A 15,347-nucleotide genomic window follows, 5' to 3' on the forward strand; every position below is an offset into this window, starting at 1 on the left:
CTGGGGTGACCGTGTTCCGCCGCACGGAACATCGCATGGGGCATGATGCTGGCACTGCCCCTTCGCCTGGGTCAAGGGTTCGCCGCAGAATCTTCTTCGACCCTGGATAGCGCCTCATTGGGGACTTGACCCCCGGGCCGGTCGGTGCTGCAATCGTGTTCCGCTGGCGGAAACACCCGCATTGGGAGATGAAGACTTGGCAGAGAGTCAGGGCACTGAGGCGGCGAGCCGCGTGGCCGACGTCCTTCTCCTGTTCACCGACGGGCCGGACTTCCTCGGGGTCACCGCGATAGCGCGCAGCCTCGACCTGTCCAAGGCCGTGGTGCACCGGATCCTGCAGACATTGGTCGAACGCCGGTTGCTGGTCAGCGACCCGGCGAGCCGTGGCTACCAGCTCGGCCCGGCGGCCGCCGCACTCGGCGCCCGCGCGCTGCGCGAATCGCAGCTGCGCACGGTCGCGATGCCGGTCCTGCGCGAGCTGCAACTGGCCACCGGCGAGACGGCGACCGTGTCGGCGCACGTGCACGGCGGCCGGGTCTACCTCGACCAGGTCGAGTCCACCCGGGAAATCAAGATGACGGTCGAGGTGGGTCGCCGTTTCCCCCTGTACGCCGGCAGCTCCAGCACCTGCATCCTGGCCTTCCTGCCCGACACCGAGCGGGAGTCCCTGCTCGCCACCGAACTGCCGTCGCTGACGAACCGCACAGTGACCGACCACGACCTGCTCCGCGCGCGGCTCACCGCGATCCGCAAGACCGGGGTGGCCAACTCCGACGGCGAACGCCAGGAGGGCGCGGGCTCGGTCGCCTCGCCCGTCTTCGGCATCGACGGCACCGTCGTCGGCGCCGTCTCGGTCTGCGGCCCGGCGCACCGGGTCGACGAGGCCGCCCGGGAACGGTTCGGTCCACTCGTGTGGGAGGCCGCCGACAGCATCTCGCGGGCGCTGGGCTGGTCCGGCGGGCTCCCCAAGTGACCCCGCGATCCTGGCTCTACGTGCCCGGCCACCGCGCCGACCGGGTCGCGAAGGCCCTCGCCGCCGGCGCCGACGCGGTGGTCGTCGACCTCGAGGACGCGGTGCCGCCGGACCAGAAGGAGACCGCCCGGGCAACCGCGCTGCGGCTGGCCTCCCAGGGCCCCCACGAGCGACCCCTGTGGGTACGCGTGAACGACCCGACCGGCCCGTGGGGCGAGGACGACATCGACGCGCTGGCCGGGTTGGAGCTGACCGGATTGCGGGTGCCCCGGTGCGAAGACCCGGCCGTGATCCGCGACGTCGCCACCCGCGCCGGGCTGCCACTGCAACTGCTCCTGGAAAGCGCTGCCGGGCTGGCCCGGGCGGCCGAGTTGGCCACCGCGCATCCACTGGTCGCCGGGCTCGGGCTGGGCGAGGCCGACCTGTCGGCCGACCTCCGGGTGACCGGCGACGACGGGCTGGCCTGGGCGCGCGGCTGGGTGGTGGTCGCGGCCCGCGCCGCAGGCCTCCCTTCGCCCGTGCAGAGTGTCTACACCGACGTCGCCGACCTCGACGGCCTGCGCGTCAGCACCGAGCGGGCCAGGGCCAACGGCTTCGTCGGCCGGTCGGTGGTGCACCCCCGACAGATCCCGGTCGTGCACGAGGTCTTCACGCCGACAGCCGCCGAGGTGGCGGCCGCGCGGGCCGTCCTCGCCGCAGCGGCACGCGCACAGGAGGCCGGCGAGGTCGCCGTGCTCGACGCCGACGGCCGGTTCGTCGATCCCGCTGTGGTGCGCCGGGCCCGACTCGTTCACGACCTGACCGAACCGTCCGACCCACCATCCGGAGGAACGAGTTGACCACCGAGCCGCAGGCCCGCCCGGCACGCACGACCGACGACGCCCTACTCGCCGCGGTGACCGCGGGGGTACGGCTCGTCGAGCTGGGGCACCCGCATTTCACGGGCATGCCGTGCTCGCCGAACCATCCCGGCTTCCGAATGAGCCTGATCCGCCGCCACGGCGACATGATCCGCCCGGACGGTGGCTCGGCGGCCAACGAAATGATCGTGACCGGGGGGCACGTGGGCACCCACGTCGACGCGCTCTCGCACGTCAGCCACGACGGCAGGCTGCACGGCGGCGTGGACGCCGCGGCGGCGCAGACCGGTGGCCGGTTCAGCGCGCTCGGCGCCGAGCACACGCCCGCGCTGCTCACCCGGGGTGTGCTCCTCGACGTGGCCGCCGTCCACGGGGTGGACGTGCTACCCGCCGGCTACGGCGTGACCGCGGCCGACCTGGCCGCCGCCGCCGAACGGGCCGGTGTCGAGCCGGGGCCCGGCGACGTCGCGCTGGTGCGCACCGGCTGGGCGCGGCACTTCGACGACGCGACGACCTATCTCGGACAGGCCGCCGGCGTGCCGGGCGCCACCACCGACGCCGCCGAGTGGCTGGCCGCGCGTCAGGTGGTGGCCACGGGCTCGGACACCACGGCGTACGAGCAGATCCGTCCGGGCAACGGCCACAGCGTGCTGCCCGTGCACCGGGTACTGCTGGTCGATGCCGGCGTCTACATCATCGAGCACCTCAACCTGGAGCACGCGGCCGCCGAAGGGCTGACAGCGTTCGTCTTCGCGATGGCGCCGTTGCGCATCGTCGGCGGCACCGGCTCGCCGATCCGGCCGTTCGCGGCGGTGGCGGCATGAGCACGCCGACCATCGTCCAGCGGCTCGCAGCGGTGGCAGACGACGTACGGCGCGATGGGCTTCCCGGCGACCTGCGACAGGACGTGGCCCGCAGGGTCCTCGACCTGATCGGCAACAGCCTCGCCGCCACCGGGCTGCCGCCCGCACGGGCGGTCACCGCGTACGTCCGGGCGGCTGGCGGCACGCCGGAGGCCGTCGCGATCGGCACCGGGCTGCGCGTCCCGGCCGCGAACGCGGCGCTGGTCAACGGCACGCTGGCGCACTCGCTCGACTTCGACGACACCCACCTGCCATCGGTTCTGCACCCCTCCTCGCCGGTGGTGCCGGCGGCGTTGGCGGTGGCCGAGGCGCGCGGCGCGTCCGGCGCCGCGCTGCTCGACGCGGCCGGAATGGGCATCGAGGTCGCCGTGCGGCTCGGCATGGGCGGTTACGACCGCGCGCTCGGAAATTCCGAGTTCTTCGAGCGCGGGCAACACGCGACTTCGATCTGCGGCGCGGTCGGGGCAGCCGTGGCGGCCGCGATGGTCGGTGGCGCCGACGCCGAGGGCATCGCGCACGCGGCCGGGATCGCCGCGAGCATGGGTGCCGGCCTGCTGGAGGCCAACCGGACCGGCGGCACCGTGAAGCGGGTGCACTGCGGCTGGGCGGCGCACTCCGGCGTGGTCGCCGCCGAGTTGGCCCGGCACGGGCTCACCGGCCCGCCGACCGTGGTCGAAGGGCGGTTCGGTTTCCTGCACGCGTTCTGCGGCGAGCGGGCCGACGTCGACGCGGTGGTGGACCGGCTCGGCACGCACTGGGAGCTGCCGGGCATCTTCTTCAAGCCGTACCCGTGCAACCACTTCACGCACGCGGGCATCGACGCGGCGCTGGCCCTGCGCGAGCGCGGCGTCGACCCGGCCACGATCGAGTCGATCGAGTTGGGCGTACCGTCGCCGGTGCTGCGCACGATCGCCCAACCGCCGGAGGACAAGGCGCGGCCGGAGTCCGGCTACCACGCGGCGTTCAGCGGCCCCTACACGGTGGCGGCCGCGCTGCTCGGCGGCGGCGGCCTGGGCCTGGGCCACGAGGACTTCACGGACGCTGCGGCGGCGGACGAGACGCGGTTGGCGCTGGCGGCGAAGGTGCGCTGCGTGGCGGACGCCCGCTGCGACGAGATCTTCCCGAACCAGTTCCCTGCGGTGCTGCGGGTGGTGCTGCACGACGACACCCGGCACGAGGTACGGGTCGACGTCAACCGGGGTGGGCCGGGCAACCCGCTCAGCTCGGCCGAGCTGGCCGCCAAGTTCGCGCTCAACGCCGCGCTGGTGCCCGACCGCGAGGACATCGCCGCGGCCGTGCTGGACCTGGCCGCCGCGCCCGACGTGGCCGGTCTGATGGCCCGGGTGCGGGAATGATCGAGCGGCTGGCCGCGACCGCCGCCGGCACCGAGTGGGTGTCGGCACCCGCCCGCGTCCAGGACCGGGTGGTCGACCTGGTCACGGACACGATCGCGGTCGCCGCGCTGGGCAGCGGGCGGGCCGAGCTACGCGCGCTGGCCGCCGGGTCCGGCGGTTCGGGTGAGTCGACAGTGGTGGGCTCGTCGCGCGGTTGGCCAGCCGCAGAGGCTCAGTTCCTCAATGGCAGCGCGATCGCTGCGGATCAGCTCCAGGACGGCCATCGGCCGGCTCGTGGCCATCCGGCATCGCACGTGGTCCCGGCCGTGCTGGCGCTCGCCGAGGACCGGGACCTACCGGGTGTGGAGCTGCTGTCGGCGGTGCTGGCCGGTTACGAGGTCGGTGTCCGGGTCGGCCGGGCGATGGGGGGCACGCCGGACGGCGTGCACGACATCGGCACCTGGGGTCAGGTCGGCGCGGCCGCCGGGGTGGCCCGGCTGCTGGCGCCCGGCGATGAGGCCGCCATGCGCCGCGCCATCGAGCTGGCCGGCTCGGCTGTGCTGCTCAGCGACGCGGCGACCATTTTCGCCGGGCGTGCCGGCGGGCACGCGTTCCTGGGCGCGTCGGTGCAGCTGGGCGCGAGCCTGGGCGCGGCCGCCGTGGCTGGTCTGGAACCGCTGCCCGGCGCACTGGATCGGCATTTCGCGACGGTCGCCGCCCGTGACTGGTCGGGTATCGGGCAGGACCATGGCCACGAGGTGCTGCGTGGCTACACCAAGGCGCACCCCACCTGCGCCCACCTGCACGGCGTGAACGACGCGGTGGCGGACATCGTCTCCGTGACCGGCCCGTTGTCGGATGTGGAACGCGTCGAGGTGCGCACGTTCGCGCACGCGGCCCGGTTCGACGCGGTCGCCGACAGTGAGCTGGCCGCCCGGTTCAGCGTGCCCACCTCGGTCGCGGTCGCGCTGCTCACCGGCACGCTCGACGAGACCACGCTGACCGCGGAGACGGTCTGCTCGGCGACGGTCCGCGACGTGGCCGCGCGGGTCGAGGTGCGGCACGACAGTGAGCTGGACGCCGGCTATCCGGCCGGCCGGCCCGCCCGGGTGCGGGTCCTCCGCGCCGACGGCAGCGTGCTGACCGGCGCCGCGGACCTGCCACGCGGCGACGGTCCCCGGGCCTTCGACCGGGACGCGTTGCGCACGAAGGCCCGGCGGCTGCTCGACCGCCGCTTTCCCGGGCATGCCGACGGGGTGCTCGCCCTGATCGACGGACTGGCGGCCGGCGGCACCGCCCGCTCGCTCGGCGCCGCGCTACGGGCGGCGGCCGCGTGATCGTCACCCGACGCGACGGCGCGCTGCGCCTCGTCGAGCAGGTCGAACACGGACGGGTCGCCGGCGAGTTGGCGGCCGTGTGGGGCAACGACCGGTTCGAGACGCCGACGCCCGGTTCGCCGGTGCGCACCGCGGCCACACGGCACGACGAGGGCTGGCGGGCCTGGGACGCCCGGGTGCTCTTCCACGAGCTGGAACGCCGGCCGCTGCACTTCCTGGAGATCGACGCCACCGAACACGTGCGGCTCTACCGCCAGGGCGTCGAGCGGGTGGCGCTCGGCGACGTGTACGCGGGCGTGCTGGTCGGCATGCACTGGACCGGCCTCTACCGGGGCCGGTGGTCGGCCCCGGACGCCCGAGGCAGGCTGAACCTCGGCCCCGAGGGCCGGGCGGCGCAGGACGCGGCGGTCGACGCCGAGGAGCGGCGGTGGGTGACGGCGAAACGGCTGGCCTGGGCGGCGGCCGAGCCCCGGGCCGCATTCGAGACCAGGCTGTGGCACAACTACGAACTGCTTCAGCTCTGGGACCTCCTCTCGCTGTACCTGTGCGTGATGCCGCCACAGCCGGCGGCCGTGCCCGGACCGGCGCGGCCCTGGGGTCCGCAACTAGCCGACCTGGAGCATTCGGCCCAGGACGTGCTGCTGCCGCCCGTGCGCACGCACCCGTTCGGCTCGGTCGAGCGGATCACCGTCGGTGTCCGTAGACCGGGCGTGCTCTGGCTCGACCCGTACCCGTTCACCCGGCCCGGCGTCACCGTCGACGTGCTCAGCGCGGTCGTGCCGGACCGGACCTACAGCCATGCGGAACTCGCCGCACGGGTCGGACGGACGCCGGCCACGGTGATGACCTGGCACCTCGCGCCGTGGACTCGCTGATGGACGTCGCCACGGCCCGCGCCGCCGCACACGCCTTCGTGCTCGGCGAGGCCGGCTTCGCCCAGCTGACCACCATCGACTCCGACGGCTTTCCGGTGAGTCGCACGATGACCGCGTTCCTCGAACCGGACTGGTCGGTCAGCCTGGTGCAGCGGGCCGGCCACCGGCGGCTCGAGCAGTGGCGACTCGATCCGCACACGCTGGTCACCTGGGTCGGCACTCCCGCGCCGGGCGCCACCAACGAGCGGCCGCATGTCTTCGACGTCGGCCTGCTTCCGCCCCGGATGGTGTCCATCCGCGGGACGGCGTCGGTCATGCCACCGAATTGGACGATCGCTGTGTACCGGCGTGAGGTTGCTCGGCAGCGGGCGTCCGGCTTCACCAAGGCGCCCGTGCGCTCGGACGACGAGGTGACCGCCGAGTTGGCCGGGGTGCGGATCGAGCCGGCGCGAGTGCGACTTGAAGGGTTCGGCGTGGGCGCCGAATCCCATCTGTGGACCGTCAGAAAGGCAACCACATGATCAAAACCATTCTGGGTTACGAGATCGAGGAGGGCGTCAGCCCTGAGGAGTACGAGCGCTGGCTCTTCGACGTGCACGCGCCGGACCTCCTGACCAACCCCTACCTCGACCGGATCGTCTTCAACAAGGTGCTGCGCCCGGTGCGGCAGGCCTCCGGCGGCACGGCGTCAGTGCCGGAGGGTTACACGTTCTACCGGATCGCCGAGATGCACTACGCCGACGAGGAGGCGTACGCGAACTACCTGCGCTGGTTCGAGGAGCACCCGCTGCCGGCCGAACGCGGCCCGGCCGGCCGCACGAAGTTCAAGTTCTACCTGGTCACCGACAGCACTGAGGTGAACCGGGAATGAGTGTCGTCGCGCTGCTCGCCGGGTTCGCCGCGCTCTCACCACCGGAGGGGTCCCTGGCCAGGTGGGCGGCCCGGATCGGCACACCGGACGGGGAGTTCCCACTGATCGGCGCCGGCACCCGGGCGGAGACCTACGTCGCTCTGCAGTGGAATGGCGAACGGTGCGCGTCGCTCGGCCCGGAGGCCGCGCCGACGCTCGTCGGTCTCGCGGTCGGCGCGGCCCGGCGCCGGTCGGCGGCCCAGCTGTGTGCGGCCGTCGACGCCGGGCTGGCCGCCGCCGCCGAGGTGTCGACGCCCATGGTGCCGGTGAGTACCGGTGTGCTGGCCGCCACCGTGTGCGCGGCGCGACTGGCCGAGGTGCCGGAGAACGAACTGCCGGCGCTGCTGGACCTCGCGGCGAGCCTGATGGTGATCGGCCCGCCCGGTGTCGCGCCCGGGCACGACCCGGCCGCCGCCTGGCTCGCGATGCGGGCCTGGGATGCCGGCATCACCGGCATGCCCGGCGGGCTGGCCCACACCCTGTCCGTGGTGTCCAACGGACTTCCCGACCGTGCTGCGGCCGACCTGGATGTCTTCGACCTCGTGGAGGCGCTGCGATGATCGTGCTCAACGTGGCGCGGCCGGTCGGCGAGGCGGACCCGGTCGAGCTGGCCGGCGCCGCGCTCGCAGCCGGGCTCGACGGTGTCGCCCTGGCCGACAGCCCACGGCTGTTTCCCGACTGCCTGGTGGAGACCGAACGGGTGCTCAGCGCCACACCGGCACGGCTCGCCGGGCCGTGCGTGCTCAGCCTCGGGCTGCGGCACCCGGCAACGGTGGCCGGCGCCGTGCGCACCCTGGAGGCGCACCATCCCGGCCGGGTGCTCACCGTGGTCGGGCGGGGCGAGAGTTCGGTACGCAACGAAGGGCTGACACCACCGTCTCTGCGCGCGTATGAAGCGGCACTCGACGTGCTGCGCGAACTGGTGCCGGCGTCGGCGCTGCTGCTGGGCGCCGCGTCCGGCCCCCGCACCATCGCGGCCACCGCCGCCCGGCTCGGCGGCGTACTGATCGACGCTGGGGCGGACCCCACGATCGTCGGCAAGGCGGTGGCGTTGGCCCGCTCAACGCGGGCAGACGTGCCGGTCTGGATGTTCGTCCGCGCGGTAGTGACCGACGACGAAACGGACGCCGACGCTGCCGCCGCGCCCGTACTCGGGTCGTGCGCGGCCCGGCTGGTGCAGGCGCCGGACTGGTTCGACGTGCCGGCCACGCTGCGCTCCGGGGTCGCCGCCGTGGCCGAGGCGCACGACTACCGGCGGCACGGCACGGCCGATGCCCGCGGCGCCGGCGACGTACCCGCCGAAGCCGACCGGTTCGTGCGTGAACGCTTCGTGGTGACCGGGGACCGGCGCGCGGTCACGGAACGGTTCGCCGCGTTCAGCGCTGCCGGCGTCGACGGCGTGGTGCTGGCCGGCGCTGTCGGTGGGGTCCTGGACCGGCTCGACGAGCTGGGCCGGGCGGTCCGCGATGGCCTGACGAAAGGCTGATGATGCAAGGAATCGACACCACCCGGATCGCCGCCTTCGCACACGACACCAGCCTCGGGGACCCGCCCGGGGAGGTCCTCACCTTCACCCGCGCGCTGCTGCTCGACACCCTGGGCGCAATGCTGGGTGGCCTTCGGTATCCGGCCGTCCGGGCGCTGGCCGAGTCACTACGCCCGTCGGCCACCACCGACCTACCGTTCGGCCGACTACTCACCCTCGGTACGGCTGCGACCTGGCTGGACGCGGATTCCGGTGGGTCCTTCCATCCGCAGGGACACCGGCTACCACCGGTGCCGACGGCGCATCCGGCACCGCACTCGCTGCCCGTGCTGCTGCACGCCGCGGCCCACGGCGTCGACGACCGGCGGCTCGTCGAGATCTTCCTGATCGCCAACGAGATCGGCATGCGTTTCGGCGTGGGCACCACCCTTCGGCCCGGGTTGCACCCCCACGGCATCCACGGCCCGATCGCCGCAGCGGTTGCCACCGCTCTGTTGGATGGCCTTCCCCCTGCCACCACCGCCACTGCCATCGAGCTGGCCGGCGCGGTGCCGATGGCCGCGACCCTCGCCGTCCCGATGCGCGGCGGTACAGTCCGGAACCTGTGGACCGGCCTGGGCGCCTACTACGGCGCCTCCGCCGCCCGCCGCGCCGCCGACGGCGCCACCGGGTCGGAGGCCCTGCTCCGCGAACTGCTCGACGGCCTGGTCTGCACGGATCTGTCCGCCGCGGAGCTGACCACGGGGTTGGGCACCCGCTGGCGGTTGACCGACAGCTATCTCAAGCCGTACGCCTGCGCACGCTGGGTGCACCCCGCGCTGGACGCGTTCCGCGCCGCCGTCGCGGGCGTGGCCGACCCGGTGCGTGAGCGCGGGGGCCTGGCCGCGATCGAGGTCGACACCTTCGCCTTCGCCGCGTCGCTGTCCACCGTCGACGTCTCCTCGGATCTGCAGGCGCGGTTCTCGGTGCCGGTCAGCTTGGCCACCCTGGCCCTCGACGGCGAACTGGCCGCAGCGGGTTTCCTGCCCGACCGGCTGGCCCGTCCCGAGGTTGGCGCGCTGGCAGCTCTGGTCCGGCTGCGCGAGGAGCCGCTGTTCACCGCCGCCCTCCCGCACGAGCGGCCGACGAGGGTCACGGTCCGCTGGCGGGACGGTTCCACGGCGTCGGCCACGGTTCGCAACGCCCGCGGCAACCCGGACGACCCGCTGACCGCCGACGAGGTGGCCGCCAAGTTCCGGCGCAACGTCGAGGACGTACTCGACCCGACTACCGCCGACGCGGTGGTGGCCGGGCTCCTCGATGGTGCTGGCGGCGACACCATGGCACGCGCGGCTGCCGAGGTGATCGGCCGGCTCTGCCCGTAGGGCCCGCCCGTCGGCGCTCGTCAACTCTCGGAGCGGCGCTCCGCCACGGCGGCGTCGAACCAGTCCCGCAGGTCCTCCGCGGCCGGCGGGGTGCGCGGGTCCACCGGGTCAGGGTTGCGCAGGTGGTAGACCTTCCCCATGAGCGGCCTCAGCGAGCTGATCGGCTCAAGGTCATGACCACGCCCGGCCAGCACCGGCTGACCCGCGTACACGTATCCCCGGGTTTCCCCGTGCCCCACCTGCCAGCTCAGCTCGGGTACGGCGTGGCGGACGCACTCCGCGGCGTAGAACGCGACCGCGTCGATCAGCGCGAGGGACTCGTCCGACCAGATGTGCGGGGCGAGGAGCGCACTCCGCCCGTACCACATCGGCAGGACGGCGTCCGTCGGGCGTTGGAAGACGCTCCCGTTTTCGAGGATCACCTTCTCCCGGGGAGCATCGGCGGGGCGCAACTCGAGGCGGCCGATGGCCCAGCCCCAGATCGGGGCCAGGCTGTCGCGGGAATGGTCGAGCCGTTGCGGTCTGCCGGTGCGGGCGGCCTGGTCGTGCAGCCAGGCGAGCCGTTCGTCTCCGGCGGCCAGGTAGCGCCCCAGGAAGTCCTCGTCGGACTCGGACGTGGTGCTGAGGACCATCCCGGCAGGTGTCCGGTCGTCCTCGTCCGAGGAGATCATGTCGAGGACCTCGCCGAGCGGCGCGCCGGTGACATCGCCCTCCTGGACGACGAACCGACCGCCGGTCGCCTGCGCCACCTCCTGCAGCACCTCGACGACCCGCGTCACCTCGGCCCGGAATCCGGCGGCCGGCAGCAGGGGGAAGGCGTCCCAGATCGAGACGACCAGCTCGCTGACTCCCGTCTTGCCGGGGTGCACGAACCACTGCGTGCCGAGCCGCTCCCCCTCCCAGACCAACTCGGCGTACTCCCCGCCGGCGACATCCTCGTGGAGATCCGGATCGTCACCGAAGACCCTGCTGAGCAGGGCGACCGTGGTCGCCCTGCTCAGCTCGGCCCCGGACGGGATGACACCCATTTCCAGGCTCACTGCAACTGTGCCCCGCTCGGTGCGTAGGAAGCACTCGGAAAGAAGTGCCAATGTACTTGTCGAGTTTCTCGGTGACGCCCCGTTCGACACCACGTTCAGCCTCGTCGACCGAGGCGCCGTCTGACTCGCGCGTGAGCGGGACGTCGGCTACGTCGAATCGTGGAGTGCTGCCGGTACACGGTTCGTTGCAGCCTGTTCCGGTACGTTCGATCCGTTCACCCTCGGGCAGCCGCTGAGGCCACGGCAACAGCGCCGAGGCGAGCCGGAGCATGTGGCCGACTGGCCGAGAAGGCCGGCAGATGATGGGCGTTCGATCGGAATTGGGTGTTGATGACGCGGCCGACACTGTTCCTGACGGTCGGGCTCCCGTGCACCGGTAAGACCACTGCGGCTCGGCGTATCGAAATCGAGTGGAAAGCGCTTCGTCTGACGAAGGACGAATGGGTGAAGGCCCTCTACGGGCACGAGAATCCGCCATCGGCTCAGGACGTGATCGAAGGACGACTCATCGAGATCGGGCTGCGCGCCCTCGAACTCGGCAACAACGTTGTGATCGACTTCGGCCTCTGGAGTCGGGACGAACGCTCCGCCCTGCGGCAGGCAGCAGCAGATCTCGCCGCGCTGGTGGAGATGCACTACTTCGCGCTCACCCCAGCCGAGCAGCGCAGACGACTCGACCGGCGGCAAGCCGAAGCGCCGCACACGACGTGGCCGATGTCCGACGAGGAACTCGCCGAGTGGGCCGCCAGCATCGACATCCCGACGCCAGGCGAACTCGACGGCAGCGAACCCGTCGATGAGCCACCGGCTGGTTTCGCGACCTGGAACGAGTGGCGCGCACGCCGCTGGCCGCTGGCGGTCTCCTGACGCCGGGCCGCCAGGAGACGGTTTCCCGGCCGGTCGTTCGGGTACCGCCGCTGGTCAGGACAGAGGAAGGAACACATATGACCGAGCGGGACGAGCGACGCGATGGGGAGCAGACCGGGGTGCCGCAGGACGAGGGGGCCCGCAGCACCCGGGCGGCGCAGGACGCCCACGGCGGCAGCATGGCGCCGGGGCTGGTCGACGACACGGGCCACCCGGTGGCGCAGGCCCCGGCCGACCAGTTGGCCGACAGCGAAAACGAGGCCTGAGGCACGAGCGGCGGGCTGGTCGGGAGCAGTCCGGGCCAGCCCGTCGGTCGCTTGAGCGCGGTGTGAGAGTTCGATGGTGTCCCGTCTCACCCCGATCTCGTTCGCCAGGTCGCCACAGCCCGCCGGTACTCTTGATCGAGTACGGACTGTACCCATATGTCCACCAGCCGAGGGGTGACCATGCACGATCACGCGTCCGGCCACATCGACCTCGCTCGCCTGCGGGACGTGCTCGACGGACCGTGGGCAAAGGTGCGCAACGCGCACCGGGAGCACCTCGACGAGCGTTTCCTTCCGGTGTACGGCGAGACCGGTGACCAGGCACGTGAGCGGATCTCCCGGCTGCTGACCGAACTCCCCGTCGAACTGGGGATCGCGTCGGCCTTTCCCACCGAGTACGGCGGCAGCGCCGACGTCGGCGGCTCGATCATCGCCAGCGAGATGCTGGCGCAGGTCGACCTCTCGCTGATGGTCAAGGCGGGCGTGCAGTGGGGCCTGTTCGGTGGCGCAGTGCAAGCCCTCGGCACCCAGCGCCACCACGACACCTACCTGCGGGACATCATCTCGGGCACCATTTTCGGCTGCTTCGCGATGACCGAGACCGGCCACGGGTCCGACGTCCAGCAACTGCGCACCACCTGCACGTACGACCCGCAGACGCAGACCTTCGACCTGCACACCCCACACGAGGCGGCCCGCAAGGACTACATCGGCAACGCCGCCCGGGACGGACGCATGGCGGTCGTCTTCGCGCAGCTGATCACGAACGGTCAGCGGCACGGCGTACACGCGTGGTTGGTGCCGATCCGCGACGCACAGGGCAAGCCGCTGCCCGGCGTGACCATCGGCGACGCTGGGCCCAAGGCCGGCCTGCTCGGCGTGGACAACGGGCGGCTCAGCTTCGACCACGTGCAGGTGCCCCGCGACATGCTGCTGGACCGTTACGGTCAGGTCGCCGAGGACGGCACGTACTCCAGCCCGATCGAGAACGACTCCCGGCGCTTCTTCACGATGCTCGGCACCCTGGTCCGTGGTCGGGTGAGCGTGGGCGGCGCCGCGTCGGCGGCCACCAAGTCCGCGCTGACCATCGCAGTGCGCTACGGCGACATCCGGCGCCAGTTCGACACTCCCGGCGCCGACCGGGAGGTGCTGATCAACGACTACCTGGCCCACCAGCGCAAGCTGCTGCCGGCCCTGGCCACCACGTACGCGCTGCACTTCGCCCAGACCGAGCTGGTCGCTGCGCTGAATGAGGTGCAGGGCGGCGACGGGCCGGTCGACGAGCACCGGCAGAGGGAGCTGGAGTCCCGAGCCGCCGGTCTCAAGGCCGCGCAGACCTGGCACGCGACCCGCACCATCCAGATGTGCCGCGAGGCGTGCGGCGGCGCCGGCTACCTGGCGGAGAACCGGCTACCCAGTCTCAAGGCCGACACCGACGTCTTCACCACGTTCGAGGGCGACAACACGGTGCTGCTGCAGCTGGTGGCCAAGGGGTTGCTCACCGGCTACCGCGACGAGTTCGGCTCGTTGGACGGCTGGGGGCGCGCCTCCTTCGTCGCTGAGCAGGTCCGCGAGATGGTGCTCGAGCGCACCGCCGCACGGTCGCTCATCGAACGGCTGATCAGCGCGGTGCCCGGCCGCGACGAGGAGGTCGCCGTCACCGACCGCGGCTGGCAGCTGAAGGCCTTCGAGGACCGTGAGCGGCACCTCCTCGAGGGCGCTGTCCGCCGCCTTCGCGGCGGCGCGGCCACCAAGAAGGACCGCCCCTTCGACATCTTCAACGACGTCCAGGACCACGTCCTGGCCGTTGCCGCCGCGCACATCGACCGGGTCACCCTGGAGGCGTTCGTCGCCGGCATCGAGAACACCGCCGACCCGGCGGTCCAGGCGCTCCTCTCCCGCGTCTGTGACCTGTACGCACTCAGCGTCATCGAGGCGAACAAGGGGTGGTTCCTGGAGCACGGTCGACTCACGCCGGCCCGCTCGAAGGCGATCACCGGCGTGGTGAACGGATTGCTCAAAGAGCTGCGCCCGCACATGCGAACGCTCGTGGACGGTTTCGCCATCCCGGACACGTGGCTGCACTGCGCCATCCTGCGCGAGGAACCCCGCAGGCAGGAAACGATGTCCGCCCATGACGCCACCAGTGGTACGCAGGCAGTCCCGGCGTAGGCAGGCAGACTCGCTGACCGACAGGGCGCTATCGATCACCTCGGTTCCCCAGCGGCTGGCCTCCACCTCAACGGCTCGGCCACCGCGGCCTACGGGAGCTGACCACGCCCGACGCCGCCGGGGCCAACCCCGCAGATGGCCGTGCATATGCCGTACGCCATGGCAACCACCGCGCCCACCCAGGCTTACCGCGTCGGTGCCGTACCGGGGGCGGGTCCCGCATGTGGCCGCCGGCCGGCTTTTCGACCGGCGACCGCGGGATACCCGCCGCTGCAGCGTCCGTGGCATCGTCGCCAATTTTCCCTGAGCAGGGAAAATTAAGCACGACAAATAGTTGACCTTGCCCGTATATCCGCGGCTTCCGAGACTCCTCCGCGAAGCCGGCGGGCCGCTGCCTACTGCTGTCCGGCGGTTTCGGCGGTGCGCTCCACCATGGCTTGGGCGGCCTCGCGGACGGTGCGGTTGGTGGCGCGCGCCATCGTTGTCAGGCCGGCGAATGCCTGGTCGGGGGTGCAGTGCCGCTCGCCGATGATGATGCCCTTGGCCTGTTCGATGACAGCTTCACTGTCCATGGCGGCGTCCACGTGTTGCGAGAGGGTCACCTGGACGTTGTTGAGGTGGTCGTTGGCCATGGCGAGAGTGGCGTAGCTGGCGAAGGCCTGCGCCACGGCGACGATGTCGGCGTCGAAGGCATGGGAGTCGGTGGCGTAGAGGTTGAGCGCCCCGCCGCCTGCGGCGTGGGCCGGCAGCCCATGGACAGGGAGCTGCGGGCTCCTGCCCGCAGCGCGCCGGCGGTCCAGCCCGGCCACCGGCTTTCGGTTGCCATGTCGCTGACGGACTCGATGGTGGTGGCGCGTGCGGCCTGCAGGCACGGGCCTTCACCCAGCGTGTACTGCGACTCGTCGAGGGACAGAGCGAGGCCGCCGGTGCACGCCGGGGTGTGGGCGTCGGTGCCCTGCACCAGGGTGACGGATACCTCGGTGACCCCAGGGATGCTGGC

Annotated in this window: 16 protein-coding genes; 14 read left to right on the top strand and 2 right to left on the bottom strand. The window is 72.3% G+C overall.

Annotated elements, in window-relative coordinates; translation table 11 throughout:
• Positions 1-232 precede the first annotated feature (232 nt).
• From FBZ33_RS18805 to FBZ33_RS18855, 11 genes are read left to right on the top strand one after another with little or no spacing between them, the layout of a single operon-like run.
• Positions 233-973, top strand: a complete 741-nt coding sequence (locus FBZ33_RS18805; RefSeq protein ID WP_221629485.1) for an IclR family transcriptional regulator — start codon at positions 233-235, stop codon at positions 971-973.
• Positions 970-1,812 carry a CoA ester lyase gene (locus FBZ33_RS18810; protein ID WP_088949004.1) on the top strand — a complete coding sequence of 281 codons (843 nt, stop codon included), beginning with the start codon at positions 970-972 and terminating at the stop codon, positions 1,810-1,812. The genes FBZ33_RS18805 and FBZ33_RS18810 overlap by 4 nt, the downstream gene beginning before the upstream one ends.
• On the top strand, positions 1,809-2,657 hold the full coding sequence (locus tag FBZ33_RS18815) for a cyclase family protein (RefSeq protein WP_255508952.1): 849 nt from the start codon (positions 1,809-1,811) through the stop codon (positions 2,655-2,657). Before FBZ33_RS18810 ends, FBZ33_RS18815 begins: the two co-directional genes overlap by 4 nt.
• Positions 2,654-4,051 carry an MmgE/PrpD family protein gene (locus FBZ33_RS18820; protein ID WP_141910091.1) on the top strand — a complete coding sequence of 466 codons (1,398 nt, stop codon included), beginning with the start codon at positions 2,654-2,656 and terminating at the stop codon, positions 4,049-4,051. The genes FBZ33_RS18815 and FBZ33_RS18820 overlap by 4 nt, the downstream gene beginning before the upstream one ends.
• A complete protein-coding gene (locus FBZ33_RS18825) occupies positions 4,048-5,367 on the top strand; it encodes an MmgE/PrpD family protein (RefSeq protein WP_141910092.1) in 1,320 nt (439 codons plus the stop codon). The genes FBZ33_RS18820 and FBZ33_RS18825 overlap by 4 nt, the downstream gene beginning before the upstream one ends.
• Positions 5,364-6,242 carry a DUF3891 family protein gene (locus FBZ33_RS18830; RefSeq protein WP_088949007.1) on the top strand — a complete coding sequence of 293 codons (879 nt, stop codon included), beginning with the start codon at positions 5,364-5,366 and terminating at the stop codon, positions 6,240-6,242. Before FBZ33_RS18825 ends, FBZ33_RS18830 begins: the two co-directional genes overlap by 4 nt.
• Positions 6,242-6,763 carry a hypothetical protein gene (locus tag FBZ33_RS18835; protein ID WP_141910093.1) on the top strand — a complete coding sequence of 174 codons (522 nt, stop codon included), beginning with the start codon at positions 6,242-6,244 and terminating at the stop codon, positions 6,761-6,763. The genes FBZ33_RS18830 and FBZ33_RS18835 overlap by 1 nt, the downstream gene beginning before the upstream one ends.
• Positions 6,760-7,113: a hypothetical protein gene (locus FBZ33_RS18840; protein ID WP_088949009.1), complete on the top strand. Its 354-nt coding sequence runs from the start codon at positions 6,760-6,762 to the stop codon at positions 7,111-7,113. Before FBZ33_RS18835 ends, FBZ33_RS18840 begins: the two co-directional genes overlap by 4 nt.
• The gene (locus FBZ33_RS18845) at positions 7,110-7,712 is read left to right on the top strand and encodes a hypothetical protein (protein ID WP_141910094.1); all 603 of its coding nucleotides are present in this window, start codon (positions 7,110-7,112) and stop codon (positions 7,710-7,712) included. The genes FBZ33_RS18840 and FBZ33_RS18845 overlap by 4 nt, the downstream gene beginning before the upstream one ends.
• A complete protein-coding gene (locus FBZ33_RS18850; protein ID WP_141910095.1) occupies positions 7,709-8,638 on the top strand; it encodes an LLM class flavin-dependent oxidoreductase in 930 nt (309 codons plus the stop codon). The genes FBZ33_RS18845 and FBZ33_RS18850 overlap by 4 nt, the downstream gene beginning before the upstream one ends.
• Positions 8,638-10,002 (top strand): MmgE/PrpD family protein, encoded by a 1,365-nt coding sequence (locus FBZ33_RS18855; RefSeq protein WP_141910096.1) that lies wholly within the window; start codon positions 8,638-8,640, stop codon positions 10,000-10,002. Before FBZ33_RS18850 ends, FBZ33_RS18855 begins: the two co-directional genes overlap by 1 nt.
• A 20-nt stretch (positions 10,003-10,022) precedes the next feature.
• Here the strand turns inward: FBZ33_RS18855 and FBZ33_RS18860 are convergent, their stop codons facing one another.
• Positions 10,023-11,030 (bottom strand): hypothetical protein, encoded by a 1,008-nt coding sequence (locus tag FBZ33_RS18860; RefSeq protein WP_141910097.1) that lies wholly within the window; start codon positions 11,028-11,030, stop codon positions 10,023-10,025.
• Between the two features lie 342 nt (positions 11,031-11,372).
• On the opposite strand from FBZ33_RS18860, the gene FBZ33_RS18865 reads away from it, so the two are divergent.
• The 3 genes from FBZ33_RS18865 (at position 11,373) to FBZ33_RS18875 (ending at position 14,347) form a co-directional block, all read left to right on the top strand.
• Positions 11,373-11,909: an ATP-binding protein gene (locus FBZ33_RS18865; protein WP_141912790.1), complete on the top strand. Its 537-nt coding sequence runs from the start codon at positions 11,373-11,375 to the stop codon at positions 11,907-11,909.
• A 77-nt stretch (positions 11,910-11,986) separates the two neighbouring features.
• On the top strand, positions 11,987-12,175 hold the full coding sequence (locus FBZ33_RS18870; protein ID WP_141910098.1) for a hypothetical protein: 189 nt from the start codon (positions 11,987-11,989) through the stop codon (positions 12,173-12,175).
• Between the two features lie 180 nt (positions 12,176-12,355).
• Positions 12,356-14,347, top strand: a complete 1,992-nt coding sequence (locus tag FBZ33_RS18875) for an acyl-CoA dehydrogenase (protein ID WP_141910099.1) — start codon at positions 12,356-12,358, stop codon at positions 14,345-14,347.
• A gap of 395 nt (positions 14,348-14,742) precedes the next feature.
• Here the strand turns inward: FBZ33_RS18875 and FBZ33_RS33425 are convergent, their stop codons facing one another.
• Positions 14,743-15,156, bottom strand: a complete 414-nt coding sequence (locus FBZ33_RS33425; protein WP_255508953.1) for an ANTAR domain-containing protein — start codon at positions 15,154-15,156, stop codon at positions 14,743-14,745.
• Positions 15,157-15,347 lie beyond the last annotated feature (191 nt).

The organism is Micromonospora sp. A202 (genome assembly GCF_006715105.1).
In the GTDB taxonomy this organism is placed as follows: domain Bacteria; phylum Actinomycetota; class Actinomycetes; order Mycobacteriales; family Micromonosporaceae; genus Micromonospora; species Micromonospora zamorensis.

Bases quoted from the DNA above. Each gene is read 5' to 3' on its own strand.
- FBZ33_RS18820 (WP_141910091.1), top strand. From the start codon at position 2,654: ATGAGCACGCCGACCATCGTCCAGCGGCTCGCAGCGGTGGCAGACGAC.
- FBZ33_RS18825 (WP_141910092.1), top strand. From the start codon at position 4,048: ATGATCGAGCGGCTGGCCGCGACCGCCGCCGGCACCGAGTGGGTGTCG.
- FBZ33_RS18835 (WP_141910093.1), top strand. From the start codon at position 6,242: ATGGACGTCGCCACGGCCCGCGCCGCCGCACACGCCTTCGTGCTCGGC.
- FBZ33_RS18840 (WP_088949009.1), top strand. From the start codon at position 6,760: ATGATCAAAACCATTCTGGGTTACGAGATCGAGGAGGGCGTCAGCCCT.
- FBZ33_RS18845 (WP_141910094.1), top strand. From the start codon at position 7,110: ATGAGTGTCGTCGCGCTGCTCGCCGGGTTCGCCGCGCTCTCACCACCG.
- FBZ33_RS18850 (WP_141910095.1), top strand. From the start codon at position 7,709: ATGATCGTGCTCAACGTGGCGCGGCCGGTCGGCGAGGCGGACCCGGTC.
- FBZ33_RS18855 (WP_141910096.1), top strand. From the start codon at position 8,638: ATGATGCAAGGAATCGACACCACCCGGATCGCCGCCTTCGCACACGAC.
- FBZ33_RS18860 (WP_141910097.1), bottom strand. From the start codon at position 11,030: ATGGGTGTCATCCCGTCCGGGGCCGAGCTGAGCAGGGCGACCACGGTC.
- FBZ33_RS18865 (WP_141912790.1), top strand. From the start codon at position 11,373: ATGACGCGGCCGACACTGTTCCTGACGGTCGGGCTCCCGTGCACCGGT.
- FBZ33_RS18870 (WP_141910098.1), top strand. From the start codon at position 11,987: ATGACCGAGCGGGACGAGCGACGCGATGGGGAGCAGACCGGGGTGCCG.
- FBZ33_RS18875 (WP_141910099.1), top strand. From the start codon at position 12,356: ATGCACGATCACGCGTCCGGCCACATCGACCTCGCTCGCCTGCGGGAC.